Source organism: Neobacillus canaveralius (assembly GCF_047237705.1).
Taxonomy (GTDB): Bacteria; Bacillota; Bacilli; order Bacillales; family Cytobacillaceae; genus Neobacillus; species Neobacillus niacini_K.
Map to the genome: position 1 here is coordinate 4,874,951 of NZ_JBDFLL010000001.1, position 18,012 is coordinate 4,892,962.

Consider the following 18,012-nt stretch of genomic DNA (forward strand, 5'->3'; position numbering starts at 1 on the left):
GTACAAGTATAACATTCTCTATGAAATTACCTCGACATTATCTTTATGAAGATACATAACATTTTCTGGGTGAAAGTATGGCAGCAAGTGTGTGTGACAAGTAAAAAATAAAATTTGATTATTTTGGAGCGTGTTTAATAGCTCCAGTACTTTTTTGGTACGGTTACCATCAAAATTCACAAAACTATCATCGATTATAATCGGAAAGCGATACTTTTCGTAAAGGGTGGTGGCAAGCGCCAATCTTATAGAAACGTATACTTGCTCAGTAGTAGCTTGACTTAATTCATTTGCCTCGAATAGAGTATGATCTCTTCTTTCAATGAGAAAACCAGTTCCCGATTGTTGCAGGTGTATACGCTGATATTGTTCCTCTGTCAAAAAGGAAAGATATTCCTCTGCTTTTGTCAGCATTCTAGGCAAATGAACGTTTTTATACTTTTCAACCGTCTTTGATAGGATGTTTTGAGCCAGACAGAAAATTGACCATTCTTTTGCTGCTTCTTCTAACTCAAATTTTTGCTGTTTATAGTGGTGGAGTAACTCAGAGTAAGATCCTCCTTCTTCAAGAATTTGAATCTGGTAGTTTGCAGCTGCTAGCATTTCCTGTAGTTCCATTAGTCTGGATGATAACGTTTCAATCTCATCTTGATAAACAATTAATAGTTCTTCTACATTATGAATTTGTAACAATTTTTCCATCGCGTCTTTTTTTAGAAAAGAGTATTGTACCTGCTTCCTAATATCCTCAAGCCTTTCAATCAACTTTAACTTTGTTTCGACTTCTTTACCAAGCTCATAAAAATCCTCTTCTTCCTCCACATTTGCTTCTTCAAGGAGCTTCTTCTTTTCCGAGATTAGGTGTGCTTGTTCTAGTTTCATTTGATTAAGATCGGCATCAAAATCATCAAGCTTTCCTTGCTTTTCTTGAATTTTTATTACCTTTCCATGTTCTTCCCTAAGTTTATTCCGCAATAAATACCCAATTTTCGAAAAATCATTATTTTGGTCTGCTAAATAGTGCTTTGCGTAAGAAGTGAGTCTTTCAGTAATGGCAGCCTGTTCAAGGTTAATATTTTCCAACCTTGCTAGTAAATTTTTTTTCTCTCGGCATATTAGCTTATATTGTTCAATTAGCTGGAAGGCCTCTAGGAAAAAAGATTGTGCAATATATTCAGGTATATGTAGTTCACTGCTCAATTTCACTAACATTTCCTGATTTTCTGCTGCTTCAATCTCCCACTCCTCAAATTTCCTGATCACTTTTTCATATTGTGTTTGCTGCTGTTCGAGCTTTATTTTTAATAGCTGTTGCTGCTCTTTCCAGTAATTATCCTGCTTCAATTTTTCTTGAAGGGCTGGGATATTACTATTTTTATATCTCTCGAGTAGTTGAATGAACCTTTTTTCATCTTCTAACAACTGACTTAGAGCTTGATTAATTTTTGTATCGTTTTTACGACTATTGTTATTACTTAGAAAAAAACCGATTAGTAAGGTCCCTAATACACCAATAACTAACAGTATCCATTGCTTGGAATACAAACCATAGAGTGAAAGAACCAGCAATAATACCCCAATGGCTAAGGATTGGTTTTGTTTTTGTTTTTTTATCGCCGCAAATGTTTCCTTATCCTGTTCACGAGAATGTTGAAAATACTCTATTTTGTCTTGGACTGCCTTTAATTCATATTCGACTTTTCTTTTTTCACTTTCTTCACTGACTAACTTTTCAAGACGCTCTCTTTCATGAGCTGGAATCATATGAGTTTCTGCAAAGCTAACTTTTCTTTCTAGCTCCTCAAGAGAGTTCTTTTCTTCTCGAAATTTCTCCTCAAGGTCCTGTTTTACTTCTAAAAGCTTTTGCTTATTCCTCGAGGCATGCTCTACTTGATTTTTCATATAGATATTTGTGTTTATCTTTAGAACTTCGTCTTCCCTTAAAGGTAAGTGTAGTTTTTCATTTATGATTGAAATTCTTTCTTCTAAATCTGCTAATTTTACTTCGCATTGTTGTTTTTCGAGGGTCAACTGCTCATAAATGGGAATTTGGTCTAACGCAGCAAGAATCTGGGATTCATCAGCGAGTAACTGCTTTTCGGGCTGTATAGAAGCCATCTCTTTTTTTAATTGAGCGATTCTTTCCAGTAAACTTGAAATCTGAGCATTGTATGGATAGATGAGCTGATTGATCTTTTCTATACGTTCAATCCCTCTTGCAGGGAATGGATATTCTCCAAGTAACTTGATTTCTGCTTGTATCCATCTTTCTTCTTTGACGAGTGAGTGGATTTTTTGCCATTCATTTAACTTTTCTACCTCACTTTTTACTCCCTGCAGTTTATTGCTTACGTCTTCTATTTCCTTACAAATTCTTTCTTTATCTGAGACCAAGGTCTCGTAACCTTGAATTTTGGCTGCTGCTTTTTTAGTTCACCACTGAGTTCATGAAGGCTTTTAAGTTTTTCATTTACCACCGGCTTTTTCCCACTGGGTTTATAACGAGCTTCTAATTCCTTCTGAAGTTCTGCCTCTGTTTTCGCTAGGCGTTCTGTTCCGAGTGTACCTGTAGAAAATAAAAACTTGCCCAATTCATCTCCTTTCATTTGGTTGATATTTTGCAGCCCATGCAGGTTGAAGGAAAATATCGCTTGAAATAACCCTTTGTCCATATTTCCGAGCAGCTGCTTAAGCAGTTCCTCATCACCTGTTGTTCCGTCCTCTAGTGTTACGGTAACATCACCAGAAGCCTTGCCTCTAATTCTTTCTATCGTAGCAATACCAAACTCTTTAAAATATATTCTCAGCTTTCCGCCATAATTTGAGCCGTTTTTTGGTACATAGCGAAGTTCTGAAGATTGTTTCGTTGGGAACCCAAATAAAATTCCATGAATAAATGCCATAATCGTTGATTTTCCTGCTTCATTTTCACCATAAAACACTTGAAAATCAGATAGGTCGTTAATGACTATATTAGATAGTTGACCAAAGCCGTATATATGTATCTCCTGGATTTTCAGGTCAATCATCTCCCTTCACTATTGATACAATAACCCAATTAATAGTTTCTCAGCTTTATCCAATAATTCTTTTTGTTCGACTTCTGTTAAACTTGTCAAATACTTTCTGCCCAATTGGTGCTGATATAATGGTGCAATGGCATCCTCAGGGTTATCCAAGTTATCGATGGTGGCAAACAGCTCTGTATAAAAGTCTGCTTCATTCATTAATTTGTTTCTATCAAGCTGCTGGTGATCCTCTAGGTTTAAATTGACCACCCAAACAAATGATTCCTCATCATTTTCATAGTCTAACAGCAGCTCGAGAAGTTCTGTATCTAGTATTTTTTTCTCTTGGAAATCATCTATTTGAACATTCTTTAGGTTTAAGGTAAGCAGTGTACCAAGTCCAGCTTTACGCAACCGTTCGATGGTTAGCTGACATAGTTGAAAAATTTCTTGAAAACTTTGCGCCGAAGCAACATCGACAGTAACTTCTTCCCATAACACGTCTGAAGTTTCTATAAATTCCTTTTTGGCTTCTAAATCATTCAGCGTAATGTGATAACATCCTTTTACTCCCGTTTCCTTCTTATTACGACCTTGGAGGTTTCCTGGATAAATGATTGGCGGTGTTTCTGATAATATGGTTCGTTTATGGATATGTCCTAAAGCCCAATAATCAAATTCTTTCTCCAGCAGATCCTTGATAGAAAAAGGAGCGTAATTATCATGGTCCGTTCCGCCCCCTTCATTTCCATGGAGAATACCGATATGAAAATCTGCAGAATCCTGTTTTTGATAGTCATCTATTCTTTTATCAAGAATATGTCTTTGTAAATAACTAAAGCCATATAGATGAACTGTTTCATCACGTTTTGTATGGAGTACCTTCGTTTCGACATCACTGCCAAAAAAATGAACGTTCGAAGGCATATCAAGGTGTACCCAAGAGCCACTCAAATGATCATGGTTTCCATGAATAACATAAACAGGAATATCCTTTTTTGAAAGCTTTTGCATTTCATTACGGAAGCGAGATTGTGCACGTAAGCTTCTATCCTCACCATCATATAAATCCCCGGCTAAAATGACAAAATCAACGTTTTGATCAATCGCTGCTGCCGTAAGCTTTCGTAAAGCAGTGAATGTACTCTCTCTCACTCTTGAAAGGATATTCGCAGGTAAATGCTTTAAACCAACCATAGGACTGTCCAAATGGAGGTCAGCAGCGTGTATAAATGATATCTGTTTCATTAAAAAGCTCCTTTCAGTGAGTTTTCTTTCATTGTATCATCTTCAAAAAGCGAATGCACGTTCTAACGAAATGCGGAAGCGCCTTGTCCAAGGAAAAATGAAGTTCAATTTTTCCCAGGGGCGATAGGCAAAAGACGAGCCGGCGAGAAGGTTGTTCTTTAACCTTCTTGACGGATTGGCTTATGACCCGAGCCCCTAGGCGCTGCAGCTAGACAACTCTAGAAGAAATTATTAAAAGGGCTTTGCCTTATTTGACAAAGCCCTTCACATTTTATTCTTTTTTGGTTAGTTGCAATGCCTTTTTTATGTCTTTAAAGGAGTTCGATTTCCCATACATTAAAACTCCCCCGCGGTAAACACGTGCACCAAATACTGCTAAGAAGATGATTGTTCCCACCAGAATCGCAATCGCTAATGCAGCTTCCCAAACTGGAATATTTAGCATTCCTACCCGTAAAAACATAATCATTGGGGTGAAGAATGGTATATATGATGTTATGACGATAAATGGTGAATCTGGCTTTCCAAGACCAAACATTGCAATCATAAATCCTGCTACAACAAGTAACGTCATTGGCGTAATCATTTGTTGGACATCCTCAATCCTGCTGACCAGCGATCCTAAAAACGCCGCAAGAGTTGCATAGAGGAAATAACCTAAGATAAAGAAAATAACAGCATAGGAAATGGTTGATAACGATATGTTTCCAAATCCAAATGAGTCAAAAAATCCGCCTTCCAGTGAAGACAAATTCCGTTTTATTGAGAAATACCCAACAGATAGAAGTACGGTGAGCTGAGTTAAACTTAACAGACCTATCCCAAGTATCTTTGCAAACATCTGCTTTATCGGTGATACGCTGGAAATCAAGATTTCCATCACTCTTGAAGACTTTTCAGTAGCCACTTCCATTGCAATCATACTGGCATACATAATAACAGCAAAATAGATGACAAACAGCAGAACATAAACAAGTCCTCTAGCCTGATTCAGTTCTTCTTCCGTTTTCGCGTTCTCTTCAAGAGCAATTTTCTCGAAAGAAACTGGCTCATAAAGCTGCTGGAGCTGCTCTGGTGTCAGTTTAATTTTTGAAGCTGCAAGCATGGTTTTCATTTGCTGAAGCCCAGACTGAAGATCAGTAAATATTGCTGAATCAGCTACACTCATTGCTTTATACGTAGCTTCAGGTAATTGCTCTGCATCATAACGAAGCTCGACAATTCCAACATATTCGCCTTCTTCTACTGCCTTTTCTGCCTCTTTTTCGGTGCCATCAAACTCTTTTAGCTGCAGGTTTTTATTTAATGTACTTATTTGTTCTTTAAGCGGTTCATATAGCTGTCCTGTTTCATCTAAAACAGCAACCTTTTCTTTATCGCCGCCTTTATCGAAAACTTCAATGATACTACTCATGTTTGTTAACCCTAAAGTGATAACGACTGTCAACAGTGTTGTGACCAAAAATGATTTTGTTTTTAATTTATTTAAATAGGTATGGAATAATATAATCCAAAACTTATTCATAGGTATCACCTACTTTTTCAATAAAAATATCATTTAAAGAAGGTTCTTCAAGTTCAAATTTTCTGATGAATCCTTTGTTGACGATATCTTTAAGGATTTTTTCAGCAACATATTCCCCATCAATTTGAAGATGAATTCCCTCTGTTGTGGACTTAGTCTTAACCACACCCGGATAAGCTTTCAGACTATCTAATGGAAAATCAGCATGGATAACAAGATTTTTTTTCCCAAATGCACGTTTTATTTCCTTCAAGGCACCGTGGACAATCGGAGTTCCTTTATGCATAATACATAGGTGCTCACACATCTCTTCTACATGGTGCATTTGATGGCTAGAAAAAACAATCGTTGTACCGTTTTCCTTCAACGAAAGAACTGCCTCTTTAAGCATTTCAACATTTACAGGATCCAAACCGCTGAATGGCTCATCAAGAATCAATAATTCAGGTTTATGTATAACTGCCGCAATGAATTGAATTTTCTGTTGGTTTCCTTTTGAAAGCTCTTCTACCTTTTTATTTTCATATTCAGGGACTTTAAATCTGTCGAGCCAAATTTTGAGTTCAGAAAGGGCTTCACTTTTTGGCATTCCTCTTAATCTTGCAAGATACACGATTTGGTCGCTAACCTTCAGTTTGGGGTATAAACCTCTCTCTTCAGGAAGGTAGCCGACTAAATGACTTGTGGAATAATTGATTGGCTGTCCGTCCCAGGTAATTCTTCCATCACTAGAATCCAGCAGCCCTAAGATCATGCGAAATGTAGTGGTCTTCCCTGCACCGTTTGCTCCTAAGAAGCCAAACATTTCTTTTTCTGGTATGATGATGGATAAATCCTTTACTGCCGTGAAATCGCCAAATCGCTTTGTTACATGTTCAAGTTTTAAAACCATACAAAATCCCCCTCTCAAAAATTATTATACGAAATTCCTCTGGAAAAGTTTCACTTTTGCAAAATATCAAGAATTATGCAAATATTATAATATCATAGTATTTAGGAGGTTTCGGCATGAAGACTTACAAATTAACAGCCTTTGAAGCAAACGGGGAAAAATTAGTAGATGAAACCATTCAGGCTGAACATGATGCTAAGGCAAAAGAATTAGCTGAAAAATTATTAGCAGAAAAGAATTTACTAGAGAAAACACATCGTTTTACATCTCCAAGCGGGAAACTTTTATTGTTCCATTCCTAATCTTGAGACAGAAAAAAAGAAGCAACAAATGCTTCTTTTTTCTTTTACTTATTTACCGATAAATTTTGCTGGTCTTTTTTCTATAAATGCCCGAATTCCTTCTTGGTGATCAAGTGTTCTACGCATGTTTAGCTGACCGTGTTTTTCTAGTTCTAAAATTTTTATCAACTGCGGTCTATTCATATCTGCTAGTATCTTTTTCGTTTTAATCATGGCCTGAACTGGACGCTGCAGCCAATCGGATATTCTAGCATCTAACGTTTCTTGCAAATCTTCCGTAACTTCTTGTACCAATCCTATTTCCAACGCCTCTTGTGCACTCATCATTTTTCCGTCCCATATAACCTGTTTTGCCTTAATTTCTCCTAGTCTCTTTTCTAAAAAGAAGTGAGAACCGCCATCTGGTATTAATCCGATTCCAATAAAATTCATCGCTAGTTTGCTCGTTTTATCTGCTATGATGTGGTCAGTAGCCAACGCCAGACTGAATCCAAGCCCTGCTGCAGCACCATTTACTGCGCTAATGGTTAATTTGGGAATACTATAAAGAGTTATGATTAATTCACTAATACAATCCATCACAGGGAAGAATTCACTTTCATTCAAGTTAGAAAGCATCGTTTTAATGTCTCCACCTGCCGAAAAAGCCCTGCCATTCCCGGTTAAAACGACAACATCAATATCATCCGATTCAGCTATTTCTTTAAGTTTGCTCACTAGACCCTTTATCATGTCCACATCGAGTGAATTTAATGATTCCGGTCTGTTCATTTCCACCGTTGCAACCCGCCCGTTTACCCACAACTTCACCTTATCTGTTACAAAATTAATCGTCACCCCAAACCCCTCCCGTAATCTTTTGTCACTTCCATTATAGCTTGAATTGCAGCGATAAAAAATAAATTTTCATAATATATGGAATTTTTACTATCATGATTCAATTAAACTAACCCGCACAACAAGGACAAAGAGGGGTCTCTTTGTCCTTGTTATCTTACTTCTTTAACACTTCCTTTTGTACCTGCTCCCTTAATGTCATCTTTAAAAACTTCCCAACCGAAGTCTTCGGGATTTCCTCCAAGAACAAGATTTCATCGGGGAGCCACCACTTAGCAAACTGAGGTTCTAAAAATTCAATTAAATCTTCCTTTTTCACCTTATCTTTATATGAATCTTTTAACACAACACAAGCAACCGGTCTTTCCTGCCATTGTTCATGCGGTACAGCAACAACTGCCGCTTCAAACACTGCTTCATGGGCCATCAAGGCATTTTCCAAATCAACGGAGGAAATCCATTCACCGCCGCTCTTAATTAAATCCTTTGTCCGGTCGACAATTTTCACAAAGCCTTCCTCGTCAATCGTTACGACATCTCCAGTGTGAAGCCAGCCATCTTGGAATGCATCTTGTGTTCTCTCATCCTTATAATATTCTGAGGCAATCCACGGACCCTTAATGCATAACTCTCCCATTTCCTTACCATCCCAAGCCACTTCTCCATCCTTGCCCTCGACTTTTATGCTTAGGCCAGGAACTAAAACCCCTTGCTTTGCTCTTATTTCCAGTCTTTCCTCATACTCTAAATTCTCTTGGTAGCTTTTTAGTGTGGAAATAACCACCAGCGGACTAGTTTCAGTCATACCATATGCATGTAAGAACGGCACTTTGTGTCGTTGTTCAAATGCCTTAATCATTCCTTTTGGAGCTGCTGAACCACCGCAAAGTACTCCTCTTAAACTCCTAAGATCATAAGAGCCCTCATCGAGTTCTTTTAACAACCCAAGCCAAATGGTTGGGACGCCTGCAGTAATCGTTACTTTTTCATTTTCAATGAGCTCTGCTATAAGTTTTGGCGTAAAATATGGTCCTGGCAGCACTAACGATGTACCAAACCATACCGCCGCAAATGGCATACCCCATGCATTGGCATGGAACATTGGGACTACAGGCAATGCTATGTCTTTCTCACTTATTGCCGCACTATCTGCAAGCCCTAAAGCCATACTATGAAGAAAAATTCCTCTGTGAGAGTAAACAACTCCTTTTGGATTACCTGTAGTTGCAGAGGTATAGCACATACCAGCAGGATCGTTTTCTTCTATGTCTTCTGGGTATTGGAATTTAGGATTCGCTTCTGCTAATAAGGTTTCATAATCATAGATTGGTGAGAGGCTAGTTTCAGGAAGGACCTTGTCATCTGTCATAATTACATAAGCCTTAACGCTTGTTAGTTCATGTGCACATTTTTCGAGTAATGGAATCAAATCTGGGTCTACTAAGAGGACACTATCTTCTGCATGGTTAATAATATAGGAAATATGCTGTGGAGAAAGTCGGATATTAATAGTGTGAAGAACAGCACCAATACATGGAATCGCAAAATATGCTTCTAGATGTCGATGATGGTTCCATGCCAGTGTTCCTACCCTATCACCTTTTTCTACTCCTAGTTTTGTTAGACTATCTGCGAGTCTTCTCGTTCTTTCACCAATTTGTTTATACGTAAAACGGTGAATGCCACTTGATGTTCTAGAAACAATCTGTTTCTTTGGAAAATACTTTTCTGCTCTCTCAATCATCTGTGTCATTGTTAAAGGTGTTTGCATCATTGCTAAATCCCCCCCATTTAATGAAAACGTTTCCATTTCGTGGTATCTTATGAATGTGATCCTATAAAATATTCGTCATATATACTACATTTCCTCTATAAAGAACGATCTTTTTTATGAAAAGTAAGCCTAAGAGGGGCTATTTGACCTAATTTTTAACTTTTGTATTTTTGGGGCAAGTGGGAGCTTTCCACTTGCCCCAATTTTTGATTTATAGCTTTTTCGGGCAAGTGGGAGAACCCCATTTAACCGAAATCCCGACTTTCGCATTTTTCGGGCAAGTGGGACCCCGCCACCGCCACCATTCACCCATAAAAAATCCCCTGCCTATTTAAGCAAGAGATCCTTTTTCAGAGAAAAGTTCGTTTAATATTTTTATTTTTTCTTCTGTATAAGCTTCAAAGCTTTCATTATATGTTTTAGGGTCTTTCGGATTAGCAAACTGAGTAATTTTCCCCGCATGCGGGTCAATGAATTTGCTTGCGGCGCCGCAGCCAAGCCCGATGATTGTCTGCTGCTCCTCCATAATCATGATATTATATATACTTTCTTGATTTGGGAACGCATAGCCGACATTCTCAAGATTGCCAAGTATATTTTTCTGACGATAGAGATAATAGGGAACATAGCCATGATTTTCTGTCCACTCTGTTGCTAGATTCATCATTTGTTCCACTTCAATTCGATCTGCCACTTTATACTTATCCTTGTTCTTGGTCATCTCAGAGGCACGTTTAAACGATAAAGTATGAACTGTTAATGATTCCGGCATCAGCTTTTCTGTTTCAGCAAGTGAATGTGTAAATTCTGCCATCCCCTCACCAGGCAGGCCAATGATAAGGTCCATGTTTATATTGTTCATGCCCATTTCTCTCGCTAAATGATACTTATCAATGGTTTCTTTAACAGTGTGATGGCGCCCAATTGCCTTTAATGTTTCTTGCGTATAGGATTGAGGATTTATACTAATCCTGTCTATTTTCCATTTCTTTAATACCTCTAATTTTTCAGGGGTAATCGTATCCGGACGGCCTGCCTCGACTGTAATCTCACGTATATTTTCAACATCTGGAAATGAAGCATACATTTCTTCATACAGCATATCCATTTCTTCAGCTGTAATACTCGTTGGGGTTCCTCCGCCATAGTAAACAGTTGTGATTCTTACACCTTTTTCCTTTAGCCATTCGCCAACTTTCTTTATCTCATAGTGCAGGCCACCTAGGAAGGAATCAACCGATCCTTGTCTGCCATTTATTGCATAGGCAGGAAATGTACAGTAGGCACATTTTGTTGGACAAAACGGAATCCCAATATAAATGCTAACTTCTTTTTGCAGTTCATAGAGATCAGGAACAATCGCCAGCTGCCTGTCTACTATATGCTGCATTAGCTTAATCTTTTCATCTGTAATCAGATAATCTTCCTTCAATTGCTGATGGGCAATTTCTTGAGGCACGCCCGCCTGCACTTTCCGATGTAAAAGCTTAGTCGGTCTAACCCCAGTAAGAATACCCCACTTTTGGGTAACTCCTGTCCATTTCTGTAATACTGTCAAATACACATGGGCGACAGCATTTTTTACCTGCTTAAAATATTCTTTATCTGTTTGAAAGGGCTGTACTTCTTTTTGGTACTCTGATGAAAAGGTTTTACCCTCTGTATCAAGTAATTCAGCCGAAACCATAATGTGGTTATCTTCATTTATTATAAATTTTATAGTTAAGTCTGACTCATCGTCTAAAACCTTCACAATCTCTGTTTCTTCAAAAAACAAATTTGCGATAAGCGTTAATTGACGATCGAATCTTGCATCCTCTAACCCGATAATCGAAATTCTCATTAGAATCACTCTTTCAAAATAAACTTCTTTAAGTAAACTTCCTTAAGTGTACATAATCACCAAAATAAGGTCAATACAGTGGAAATCATTCACAAAAGTAAAAGACATCACCGTATAGGACGATGATGTCTGCTAATTTTACTTTTTAATGATATTCATTTTCCTTAAAAACTCAATTGGCTGTTGTTTTCTGAAGTGTTCTTTAACCATATAGGCGACACCGTGCTCATTTTTCGATCTTGTCACCCAGTCTGCTGCTCTTTTTACTTCAAATTCAGCATTCCACATGGCCACTCCTAACCCTGCCGCCTCAATCGCTGGGATATCATCCAACCCTTCGCCAATGACGACCATTTCTTTGAGCTGGATACCAAGGTGGCTGCCAAGGAAAGCTAAACCCTTTAATTTTGAAACCCCTGCTGGGACAATATCTAATCGTAACCGATCTAGTTGAATGGTTTCAATTTCGGTAAACATCTTTTCAATCGCCTTTTTTGCATCCTGAAGATCACTCTCATCTTCAAAATATACCTCAATTTTCGGTGGGGTGACTGGTTGATCATGTAAGTATTCACTTAATGACGAAACAAACTGTTGAGAATAAAAAACAGGATCCCCTGAAGTAAAGACGGTTTTGGCTAATAAATTGTTATTTAATTTCAACCTATTGGCTAAAGAAAATTGTTCATGTACCAGCCTGATTTGACACGGCAAACCTTCTAGGAAACGAACGGTATCATAGGTTATATTCTCGTTAATTCTTTCTACGAGATTTTGTTTATCCTGGATATTTGCAATAACGGCACCTTGATGTGTAATTAGCGGGTTTTTTATTTTCAATGCCCTTGCAACCTTCTTGGCTGAGGGAAAGCTTCTTGATGTCATAAGAGTTACATAAATACCTTTTTGCTGAACATACTCAATGGCTTCCTTTGTAGACTTATGAATTTTTCCGTTACTTTGTAATAGAGTTCCATCAATATTTAATGCAAGCAAACGATAAATCATTACGTAAGCCCCCTGTTCTTGGTGAAGATACCCTTATAACACTTTTATGATTTTTCACCCACAGATAGAACAAGTGCAATAGAAAAGAAAAAACTTCCGGAAGACCCGAAAGCTTTTTGTTACGCGATTATAGATTTCCGTATAGTTCCTCTAAAGGCTTCATAATTAGTTGATTTAGCTCACCAATAATCATGCTCATCCGCTGTTCGGCCTGCATGAGTCGGGCGATTTTTTCATTTTGTTGTACAACGGCTACCGTTGATTGTGCCTGCTGGACTTCCTGCTCTGAAATCTCCTGCCCCATCATTTGTTTTTGTTGTAAATTCATTTGGATTTGACGGAATTGATCAAACATATTCTTTGCTGTTGGGTCTGCATTAACCTCATGATACATTTGCTGTAATTGTTTATATTCATCGCTTTGACGAATTGCTTTTTCTAATGCATAAGCTGCATCGTGTAAATTAACGGACATTCATTCCACTCCTCTTAAGAAAATAATCCTAATAACTATAACAAACTATGTTGGTAAATGCGAGGATGTTCAACTGCTCGCAATTAAGTATCACCAACCATTGGGCGATAACATACGATACCATATCTACGAATGCCTATTTTAACCTATATTCGCCAATAAATGAGGAGTGACAATGCCCCCTATCACAATTGTTCCTATAGAATCAGGAAACAGGTCAGACATTTTTGCTCATATGTCCTCACAACTGTATAAACAACTTAAGCTTGAAAAACACGAAATCAAGATTTCTATAGGAAAGAAAATGGTGAAAGTTAATATACAACCTGTCGAGATGACACCTAACGAAATTCATTTCCCTGAAAATCTATTTCAACTTTTTTGTTTACCGGTTCAGCTATATAAATTTCATGTGATATATAAAAAAGAACTTAATTTACTTTTTTTGGGCCCAATCATTGGTTTAGTTACAGATTTTAAAAATAAAGGAAATGATGAACCCCATTTTGGTTCAATTCATAATTTTTGTGAAGAACTTCATCATGGGATAACAGAAAATGGTGGATTTTTATATGTATTTTCCTACCCAGATTTTTCTGTTCAAGGATATTATTTTGACAATGGGATATGGAAGCCTGCAGGACTTCCTTTGCCAGATGTGATTTATAATCGAATCCACTCCCGGAGGTTGGAATTTGGTAGGGAGTATCAATTATTTCGCCAAACTCTTGCGGAGTTATGTATTCCTATTTTTAATGATCGCTTTCTTTCAAAATGGGAGGTTCATGAGCACTTAGCCCATGAGAACCATCTTCATTCTTATATACCAGATACAAATATTTTTACAAAAGATAATCTAACTGCTTTTATAGAAAAGTATAAAACCATTTTTATTAAACCTGTACATGGAAGTCAGGGCAGAAATATTTTTAAACTTCAAAAAGAAGAAAACCATTTTTCATTAGAATCTTCCATCACATCATCGTTAGAAAACAAGCAAACCATCCTTTCCTTTGAGAAGACATATCGGCTTCTCAAACCTTTGGTGAGCAATCGAATCTGCATTATCCAACAGGGTATCTCCCTCCTTACCTATCAATCTAGAGGAATGGATTATCGAGTATTATGTCATAAAAACCATCAAAACAACTGGGATGTAACCTCAGTGGTGGCACGGATTTCGGCAGAAAATGAGTTTGTTTCAAATATTGCCAGGGGCGGGGAAATTATGTCCCCAATAAACGCTCTAAAAGAGAACATGAGCATAAGCGAAGCGAAACGGGTCATAGCTCAGATGAAAGATTTAGCCATCGAAACAGCATTGATTATTGAAAGAAAGACATCTGGGATCACCGGAGAACTCGGAATCGACATTGGCATTGACCAGGATGGAAAGCCCTGGATTATTGAAGTGAATTCAAAGCCATCGAAAAACTTTGAAGATGGTCAAATGAAAATAAGACCGTCGGCAAAAGCGATTATTCAGTTTTGTACAAATCTTGCATTAGACACAACCTCAGAAATGGAGGATTCATAGATGACAACCTTTGGTATTATGACCTTACAATTAGAAAGTGAAGCATCGTATATTCATGAAATAGCTGCACGCAGTCATTCCTGCGGCATGGAGTGTTATCACTTTCTTCCATCTTCTATTAATCCACTGACCCAACAAGTCAAAGGGAGACGTTTTTGTGCAGTGGAACAGAATTGGATTGATGACGAATTTCCAATTCCATCCCTCATCTATGATCGCTGTTTTTACGGAGATGATGAACATTCAAAGCAATGTATTCCGATTGTATCTTGGTTAAAAAGCAGGGATGACATTACATTTTTAGGCTTTGGATTACCTAATAAACTAGAATTATATGAAACATTATCCAACTCTCGATTAGCACCCTACTTACCCCATTCAAAGTCTATTAAAGAATGCTCAGAAGTAATATCTGCTTTAACTAAACAAAAAAAAATTATTATAAAACCGATTAATGGATCACAAGGTTATGGGATCTATTATTTAAAGAAAAACGATAAAACCATTCATGTCAAAACCGAAAAGAATAAGAAAATTATCTCTAGAATTTTCCCAAATGAAACAAAACTGTTTCAATGGCTGCAGCCCCTGATTAACTTTCGGCCATATCTTATCCAGCCCTACCTAGAGTTATCTAACACTGCGTCAAAGCCATTTGATATTAGAATTTTACTTCAGAAAGATGAACAAGGGGTCTGGGTAGAACGTGGAAAGGGAATTCGAATAGGAAATACAGGAGGCATTCTTTCAAACTTAAGTGCCGGAGGATCAGTGATGGACTTTACTACCTGGTCCTCCAACTTTTCACCAGCTGGCAAAGAATATATTTGTTCGGAGTTGAATTTTATTACAACCAATCTCCCCCATATCCTTGAAAGAGAAATTTCACCATTATTTGAAATTGGAGTTGATATCGGGGTCGCGAAAAATGGGGCCATTTGGATTCTTGATGTGAATTCAAAGCCAGGAAGAAAAATTGTTTTAAGTACCGAGCCTGACTTAAAAGATACATTATTCCTTGCACCCCTTCTTTATGGAAAATACCTTATTCAATCAGCAAGTAAAGAAAGGAAGAGCCACTATGAGAAAACGCTATACCATTGAAATAGCTGATACCAGCCAATTAGTTGTATACTGTCCTCAAGAGCTCTTGAAGGATAAGGTTATTAAAAAAATAGCATTTGGTTCAAAAGCGCTCGATGTTGACTGTAGACCTCATACTAAGAAAAACCATTCTATTATGATAAGCAATGAGGTAAAAAAACAATTACTCTTTCCCGATTTTTCAATAAAATTGCATGTATTTGTTGACCATCATGTTCTCAATCTAGGACCGCTTGTTGGAATATTTACAGCCGGTTTCACCCCATTCCCACTCCGCCCGATAGGTGACAGAACGAACTTTTTCTCTAAATTATTATCGGTAAAAACAAACGTCGGGGCGATCCCATTTGTTTTTGGAGAACAGCATATTAATTGGGATACAGGGACAATTAGTGGGTATTTCTATCATGATCATAATTGGCAGAGTATGGAGGTGCCTTTTCCCCATGTTATCTATGATCGGCTGCCGAATAGAAAAAGTGAAAGAAGCCCAAAACTGGCTAAAGTGAAAGAAACTTTGCAATCGGACTATCTAATCCCATGGTATAATCCCGGATTTTTCAGCAAGCTCGACATTTATGAGAGATTACACCAAGACCAATCTGTCGCTGCTTACCTCCCAGAAACACACCCATTTACTTCCTTTTCAATGATTGAAGACATGCTTTCTAAATATGGTCATATCTATTTAAAACCAATTAATGGAAGCTTAGGATTGGGTATACATCAAATCCTATATGATAAAATCAATGACCAATATTACTGTCGTTATCAAGATCGTGAGGGTGTGAATCGTCTACGGAAGTTCTCGTCCATTGAGGGATTGTTTAAGTCCGTTTTCGCTAACCGTAACTTAGACAAAATGATTGTTCAACAAGGCATTCACTTATTACGGCACGAACAGCGACCGATTGATTTTCGGATACACACAAACAAAGATGATGAGGGAATTTGGCATGTCACAGCATTGGCTGCAAAAATAGCTGGGCTTGGCAGTGTAACTACCCATGCCCGAAGTGGCGGAGAAATCAAAACACTTGCGGAAATCTTCCAACCGGAAGACTGTAAGCTTTTTACTGAAAAGCTTGTTAATGCTGCACTCCTGTTAAGTAAAGCAATAACAAACAACATGGAAGGCATAATTGCTGAGATTGGTTTTGATTTAGGGATTGATAAACGTGGTGACGTCTGGTTATTTGAGGCAAATTCAAAGCCAGGGAGATCGATATTCAGTCATCCGGAGCTAAAAAATTTCGATCAACTTACCTGTAAGTTATCAATGGCGTTTGCCGTTTTTTTGACGGAACAATCCATCCTGCATCCCGAGGAAGTCATCAAATGGCAGTGACCAATCCGTGGAGCAAAGGTATAACCCCCGTTATCGGTATTTTGACTGCACGAAAAAAAGACGGCTCGATTGCTGGGAATGGCGCACTTTTTATTGAACTACAAAAAAAGCTTATTTCACTTAATGGAATAAGCTTTATCTTTACGCTGGATGGAGTTCATCAAGACTCCATTGATGGCTATATCTTTATTCCAGACAGGAATGGATGGGAAAGAATCACCTCTCCATTTCCCGATCTCGTTTATAATCGAATACCTTTTCGAAGGTCAGAAGAAGAACTTAAAAGCAGTTTGTTCTTTGCTTGCTTGAAAGAAAGGAACATTCCCTTTTTTAATCCAAGCTTTATTGATAAATCTGAGCTTTATCACCTCTTTAAAAACCATCCTTTTCTTCATACATTTTTACCGGCCACTATAGCAGCGCAACATAAACAAAAGCTTTTTTCCTTTTTATCTCAATACCAAACCATTTACTTAAAACCTTCTCAGTCAGCTAAAGGGAATGGGATTTATAAGCTTGAACTAGATACGGAAAGTAAAGTACATGTAAAAGGATTAAACGAAAATGAAGAATTCGTTACATTTGATCTTTTTTGGGAAGATTGGGAAAGCAGACTTTTGGAGAAAAACTATTTGGCCCAAGAGGAAATAAAGTCAATCCTTTATGAAGGAAAACGATTTGATTTTCGTATTCTTGCACATGCCGAAAAAAATCATTATAAGGTTACGGGAATCGGAATCAGACAATCCCAAAAGCAGGATATCACTACACATATTCCTTCAGGCGGAAGGCTTTTGCCATATGAACAATTACAAAACGAGGAATACGATTTTTTTATTGATACTGTTGTCGAACACATTGGTGCGTCACTATCCGAAACGTTTGGCTTTTTCGGTGAATTCTCGATTGATATGGGGATTAGTCAATCTGGACAGTTCTATATTTACGAGGTGAACTCAAAACCGATGAGCTTTGATGAAACAGATATAGAAGAAAGAAGAATCGAACATCTATGCCAGCTGTTCCTGCAGCTGACCGCCCCCAAAAAAGACTGAAAACTTTCACTGGATTGTATTTAATTTTTCCCGTAAGCTAGTAGTAATCACTAGTC

15 protein-coding genes are annotated in these 18,012 nt (G+C 37.7%); 5 read left to right on the plus strand and 10 right to left on the minus strand.

Translation table 11 applies throughout. From position 1 onward, the window contains the following. Nucleotides 1-18: 18 nt before the first annotated feature. The 5 genes from ABC255_RS23910 to ABC255_RS23930 form a co-directional block, all read right to left on the minus strand. On the minus strand, nucleotides 19-2,394 hold the full coding sequence (locus ABC255_RS23910; RefSeq protein WP_412997409.1) for a hypothetical protein: 2,376 nt from the start codon (nucleotides 2,392-2,394) through the stop codon (nucleotides 19-21). Beyond that, the gene (locus ABC255_RS23915) at nucleotides 2,358-3,029 is read right to left on the minus strand and encodes an AAA family ATPase (protein ID WP_412997410.1); all 672 of its coding nucleotides are present in this window, start codon (nucleotides 3,027-3,029) and stop codon (nucleotides 2,358-2,360) included. Before ABC255_RS23915 ends, ABC255_RS23910 begins: the two co-directional genes overlap by 37 nt. A 9-nt stretch (nucleotides 3,030-3,038) precedes the next feature. After that, on the minus strand, nucleotides 3,039-4,256 hold the full coding sequence (locus ABC255_RS23920; protein WP_412997412.1) for a metallophosphoesterase family protein: 1,218 nt from the start codon (nucleotides 4,254-4,256) through the stop codon (nucleotides 3,039-3,041). Nucleotides 4,257-4,527: 271 nt separating this feature from the next. Continuing rightward, nucleotides 4,528-5,781 carry an ABC transporter permease gene (locus ABC255_RS23925; RefSeq protein ID WP_335535830.1) on the minus strand — a complete coding sequence of 418 codons (1,254 nt, stop codon included), beginning with the start codon at nucleotides 5,779-5,781 and terminating at the stop codon, nucleotides 4,528-4,530. After that, a complete protein-coding gene (locus ABC255_RS23930) occupies nucleotides 5,774-6,673 on the minus strand; it encodes an ABC transporter ATP-binding protein (protein ID WP_412997413.1) in 900 nt (299 codons plus the stop codon). The genes ABC255_RS23925 and ABC255_RS23930 overlap by 8 nt, the downstream gene beginning before the upstream one ends. Nucleotides 6,674-6,789: 116 nt before the next feature. Here ABC255_RS23930 and ABC255_RS23935 point away from each other — a divergent pair, with 116 nt between their 5' ends. Beyond that, on the plus strand, nucleotides 6,790-6,975 hold the full coding sequence (locus ABC255_RS23935; protein WP_412997415.1) for a YhzD family protein: 186 nt from the start codon (nucleotides 6,790-6,792) through the stop codon (nucleotides 6,973-6,975). Between the two features lie 48 nt (nucleotides 6,976-7,023). Here ABC255_RS23935 and ABC255_RS23940 read toward each other — a convergent pair whose 3' ends face one another. From ABC255_RS23940 to ABC255_RS23960, 5 genes are all read right to left on the minus strand, one after another. Continuing rightward, nucleotides 7,024-7,812: an enoyl-CoA hydratase gene (locus tag ABC255_RS23940; RefSeq protein ID WP_412997417.1), complete on the minus strand. Its 789-nt coding sequence runs from the start codon at nucleotides 7,810-7,812 to the stop codon at nucleotides 7,024-7,026. 157 nt (nucleotides 7,813-7,969) lie between these two features. Further along, nucleotides 7,970-9,586, minus strand: coding sequence for a long-chain fatty acid--CoA ligase (locus tag ABC255_RS23945; protein WP_412997418.1), 1,617 nt, complete (start codon nucleotides 9,584-9,586; stop codon nucleotides 7,970-7,972). Nucleotides 9,587-9,917: 331 nt separating this feature from the next. After that, entirely contained in the window at nucleotides 9,918-11,429 is a 1,512-nt protein-coding gene (locus tag ABC255_RS23950) for a coproporphyrinogen III oxidase (RefSeq protein ID WP_412997420.1), read from the minus strand. A 138-nt stretch (nucleotides 11,430-11,567) separates the two neighbouring features. Further along, nucleotides 11,568-12,437 carry a Cof-type HAD-IIB family hydrolase gene (locus tag ABC255_RS23955; protein WP_335535824.1) on the minus strand — a complete coding sequence of 290 codons (870 nt, stop codon included), beginning with the start codon at nucleotides 12,435-12,437 and terminating at the stop codon, nucleotides 11,568-11,570. A gap of 127 nt (nucleotides 12,438-12,564) precedes the next feature. After that, on the minus strand, nucleotides 12,565-12,912 hold the full coding sequence (locus ABC255_RS23960; RefSeq protein WP_335535823.1) for a YlbF/YmcA family competence regulator: 348 nt from the start codon (nucleotides 12,910-12,912) through the stop codon (nucleotides 12,565-12,567). A gap of 235 nt (nucleotides 12,913-13,147) precedes the next feature. On the opposite strand from ABC255_RS23960, the gene ABC255_RS23965 reads away from it, so the two are divergent. Genes ABC255_RS23965 through ABC255_RS23980 form a run of 4 tightly spaced genes read left to right on the plus strand, consistent with a single transcriptional unit; the run spans nucleotide 13,148 to nucleotide 17,956 of the window. After that, on the plus strand, nucleotides 13,148-14,449 hold the full coding sequence (locus tag ABC255_RS23965; protein ID WP_412997422.1) for a YheC/YheD family endospore coat-associated protein: 1,302 nt from the start codon (nucleotides 13,148-13,150) through the stop codon (nucleotides 14,447-14,449). Continuing rightward, complete coding sequence (locus ABC255_RS23970; protein WP_412997423.1) at nucleotides 14,450-15,553, plus strand: YheC/YheD family endospore coat-associated protein; 1,104 nt, start codon at nucleotides 14,450-14,452, stop codon at nucleotides 15,551-15,553. Then, nucleotides 15,531-16,901: a YheC/YheD family endospore coat-associated protein gene (locus tag ABC255_RS23975; RefSeq protein ID WP_412997425.1), complete on the plus strand. Its 1,371-nt coding sequence runs from the start codon at nucleotides 15,531-15,533 to the stop codon at nucleotides 16,899-16,901. Before ABC255_RS23970 ends, ABC255_RS23975 begins: the two co-directional genes overlap by 23 nt. Beyond that, complete coding sequence (locus ABC255_RS23980; RefSeq protein ID WP_412997427.1) at nucleotides 16,892-17,956, plus strand: YheC/YheD family endospore coat-associated protein; 1,065 nt, start codon at nucleotides 16,892-16,894, stop codon at nucleotides 17,954-17,956. The genes ABC255_RS23975 and ABC255_RS23980 overlap by 10 nt, the downstream gene beginning before the upstream one ends. Nucleotides 17,957-18,012: the final 56 nt, after the last annotated feature.

Excerpts from the sequence above, each read along its gene's own strand:
- ABC255_RS23980 (WP_412997427.1), top strand. The coding sequence starts at position 16,892 with ATGGCAGTGACCAATCCGTGGAGCAAAGGTATAACCCCCGTTATCGGT.
- ABC255_RS23915 (WP_412997410.1), bottom strand. The coding sequence starts at position 3,029 with ATGATTGACCTGAAAATCCAGGAGATACATATATACGGCTTTGGTCAA.
- ABC255_RS23955 (WP_335535824.1), bottom strand. The coding sequence starts at position 12,437 with ATGATTTATCGTTTGCTTGCATTAAATATTGATGGAACTCTATTACAA.
- ABC255_RS23935 (WP_412997415.1), top strand. The coding sequence starts at position 6,790 with ATGAAGACTTACAAATTAACAGCCTTTGAAGCAAACGGGGAAAAATTA.
- ABC255_RS23975 (WP_412997425.1), top strand. The coding sequence starts at position 15,531 with ATGAGAAAACGCTATACCATTGAAATAGCTGATACCAGCCAATTAGTT.
- ABC255_RS23920 (WP_412997412.1), bottom strand. The coding sequence starts at position 4,256 with ATGAAACAGATATCATTTATACACGCTGCTGACCTCCATTTGGACAGT.
- ABC255_RS23965 (WP_412997422.1), top strand. The coding sequence starts at position 13,148 with ATGTCCTCACAACTGTATAAACAACTTAAGCTTGAAAAACACGAAATC.
- ABC255_RS23925 (WP_335535830.1), bottom strand. The coding sequence starts at position 5,781 with ATGAATAAGTTTTGGATTATATTATTCCATACCTATTTAAATAAATTA.
- ABC255_RS23970 (WP_412997423.1), top strand. The coding sequence starts at position 14,450 with ATGACAACCTTTGGTATTATGACCTTACAATTAGAAAGTGAAGCATCG.
- ABC255_RS23960 (WP_335535823.1), bottom strand. The coding sequence starts at position 12,912 with ATGTCCGTTAATTTACACGATGCAGCTTATGCATTAGAAAAAGCAATT.
- ABC255_RS23950 (WP_412997420.1), bottom strand. The coding sequence starts at position 11,429 with ATGAGAATTTCGATTATCGGGTTAGAGGATGCAAGATTCGATCGTCAA.
- ABC255_RS23930 (WP_412997413.1), bottom strand. The coding sequence starts at position 6,673 with ATGGTTTTAAAACTTGAACATGTAACAAAGCGATTTGGCGATTTCACG.
- ABC255_RS23945 (WP_412997418.1), bottom strand. The coding sequence starts at position 9,586 with ATGATGCAAACACCTTTAACAATGACACAGATGATTGAGAGAGCAGAA.